A 2,655-nucleotide genomic window follows, 5' to 3' on the forward strand; every position below is an offset into this window, starting at 1 on the left:
ATCCGCTACGAACGCCGCGCCGACATCCACCAAGCCCTACTCAGCCTCGCCTGCGCCGTCATATGCCTCCGCAAACTCATTCTGAACTGAATTCTAAGGAACTGTCATGACCTCTGTAACGAAACCCCAGCCGACCACGGCCGGAAAACCCCGGCCTGTAACGCAACTCGCTGTCCAGAAAACTGGACACCCCTTCGCCCTGCGCACCCCACGCGCGGCCCGCGCGATGGCCGCGATCGTGCAGCACCGCGCCATGCAAACTGACACCCTCGCCACGTTCCTGGGCACCGGCCGCAACCACGTCTACGAACTCGCCACCGCCCTCGCCGCAGAGGGCATGGTACGGCCGTTGATGAAGGTCGGTGCGGGCCCGCGCTGGATCGTGCCGACCCCGGCCGGGCTCGGCTGGTACTTCGGCCGGCGCGTGCACGACTGGCAGCCCTCCCTGTTGTGGTCGGTCCACGCCCGCGCCGTCATTCAGACGCGGATCGCGCTCGGCGCCCGTGCCTACGACGATTGGCGCTCCGAACGGGACTTGCACTACGACAGCGGATACCGGGGCCGTTACCCGTATGACGCGCAATGGGACCACCCGGCCGCGACAGGGGCGGTGAAGGTCGATACCGCCGCCTACCTCCTCACCCCGAGCAAACTCGGCGAAGCGGTAGCCCGCGTGATCGGCCGCGCCCGCACCGACTGGTGCGAAGGAGTGCTGTGGGTGTGCAACGGCGCGCCGCCCGCCGCATCAGTCCGCACCACCCTCGACCAGCGTGCGCACCACGACGACGCTCTGGCCGTGGCGGTGGTCGATTTCGCCGAACTCATCAACCCGGATGGCCCGGTCCTCACCCCGTGGGGTGTCGCATGACCGAACCACTACGCACCACCCATGCGACAGCAGGCGATACCGTGCGCACCGGCTACGACCACAGGCGACGCAGCGGTGCACAGCAGGCGACAACAGCCGAAACAGCCAACCGCGCCTCGCATATCGGCAGACCACACAGCTACACGCTCGGGCCGAGCGAGACCACCGGCCAGCACGCATCGACTGGAGTCGCCGCCGACCCGACCAACCGTGACACATCAAGCGACACGGTGTGCACCGGGGGCGACAGCCCGCGCACCACGCAACGCACCAGTCGCGACAGCGGTGCGCACCAAGCGACATCCGCCGGTGCGCTATGCACCACCGCGCGCACCGGATGTGACAGCAGCGCACCGGACGCACCACCCACCCTCACCCAGCGCATTACCACCCGAACCACTGCACCACACCGAAACGGAGACACCGCCATGACCACCGACCGCTACCTCCAGGCCAAAGACTGCGAAGAACTCACCGGCATCCCCGCCGCAACCTGGCGCTACTGGGCACACATCGGCTCCGGCCCGGCCAGCTTCAAACTCGGGCGCCGCCGCGTCTGGCGACGCAGCGTCATCGATGCCTGGATCGCCGAGCAGGAAGCCGCCACCCGCACCGGAGGCGCGGCGTAAACATGGCAGCGCGACGGAACCGCCGGGCCGGAGTCGAAGACCTCTGGACCAAAGAAGTCCGAGACGACGACGGCACGGTCCGGCGCGTTCCGTCCAAACTCCACGGCAAAGGCAAACGCTGGCGCGCACGCTACGTCGACGACGCCGGAGACGAGCACACCAAGCGATTCGCACGCAAAGTCGATGCCCAGAAGTGGCTTGATGAGCAGGTCTCGGCGCTCGTCCAGGGAACACACGTAGCGCCGCGGGACGCGAAGCGCACCGTCCGGCAGTGGTCCGAGGAATGGTTGGCGGGCTACGCCGTCCATCGGGACGGCACCGTCCGCCAAGCCAGGGTGCACATCGCTCAGATCAATGCGGAGTTCGGGGACTACCAACTCGCCGCGGTGCGGCCGTCAGCGGTGAAGGCTTGGACGGCGAAACTGAAAGAACGCGGGCACGAACCGAGCTACATCTACGCGCTGCACGGTCGGCTGTCGCAGCTGCTAGGCGATGCCGTGCTGGATGGCATCCTCGGCCGCAATCCGTGCTCGCGACGCACCTCGCCGCCAGCAGGCAAGCAGAAAGTCTATTGCGCCACAACTGAACAGGTGTGGGCGATTCACGACGCGATGCCGGAGCACATGCGTCCCGCCATCCTGCTCGGCGCCTTCGTCGGTCTTCGGGTGTCCGAGGTCGCCGGGCTGCGCGTGACGGACGTCGACTTCATCCGGGGCATCGTGCACCCGAAACAGCAGTGGCCCGCCCGGCCGCTGAAGAGCGATGGATCGGAGGCACCGATCCCGATTCCGAACGACCTGGCGCTCCTGCTGTCGGCCGCGGTGAAGCTGCGGCCCGGCGAGCGGGTCGTCTGTGACGACTTCGGCAAGCCGGTCCCGCCCTGGCAGCTCGAACGCGCCATACGCACGATCCGCCCGAAGATATTGGGGCTGCCGGAAGAATTGACCTTCCAGGACCTGCGTCACTACCTCGCGTCGCTGCTCATCGCGAACGGCGCGAACATCAAAGTCGTCCAGGCGCGCATGAGGCACGCGAACGCCAAGACCACCCTCGACACCTACGGCCTCTCTCGGGAATTGCATCAAACGGGCGAGAATCTGCTGGTTGCCTGACGGTGAGCCGGGGCGAGAAGGCCGAATTGTTGGTGTGAGAATGCCT

At 66.9% G+C, this 2,655-nt stretch carries 3 protein-coding genes; all 3 read left to right on the plus strand.

The genetic code is table 11. The features are described 5' to 3' along the window. The first annotated feature begins 106 nt into the window (after positions 1 to 106). From ACWEO7_RS39075 to ACWEO7_RS39085, 3 genes are read left to right on the plus strand one after another with little or no spacing between them, the layout of a single operon-like run. The gene (locus ACWEO7_RS39075; RefSeq protein WP_452430834.1) at positions 107 to 868 is read left to right on the plus strand and encodes a hypothetical protein; all 762 of its coding nucleotides are present in this window, start codon (positions 107 to 109) and stop codon (positions 866 to 868) included. After that, complete coding sequence (locus tag ACWEO7_RS39080) at positions 865 to 1,497, plus strand: helix-turn-helix transcriptional regulator (RefSeq protein WP_452430836.1); 633 nt, start codon at positions 865 to 867, stop codon at positions 1,495 to 1,497. Before ACWEO7_RS39075 ends, ACWEO7_RS39080 begins: the two co-directional genes overlap by 4 nt. Positions 1,498 to 1,499: 2 nt before the next feature. Beyond that, positions 1,500 to 2,609 (plus strand): tyrosine-type recombinase/integrase, encoded by a 1,110-nt coding sequence (locus ACWEO7_RS39085; RefSeq protein ID WP_452430838.1) that lies wholly within the window; start codon positions 1,500 to 1,502, stop codon positions 2,607 to 2,609. The last annotated feature ends 46 nt before the right edge of the window (positions 2,610 to 2,655 follow it).

It is taken from the genome of Nocardia sp. NPDC004260, from assembly GCF_053603155.1.

Excerpts from the sequence above, each read along its gene's own strand:
- ACWEO7_RS39080 (WP_452430836.1), top strand. The coding sequence starts at position 865 with ATGACCGAACCACTACGCACCACCCATGCGACAGCAGGCGATACCGTG.
- ACWEO7_RS39075 (WP_452430834.1), top strand. The coding sequence starts at position 107 with ATGACCTCTGTAACGAAACCCCAGCCGACCACGGCCGGAAAACCCCGG.
- ACWEO7_RS39085 (WP_452430838.1), top strand. The coding sequence starts at position 1,500 with ATGGCAGCGCGACGGAACCGCCGGGCCGGAGTCGAAGACCTCTGGACC.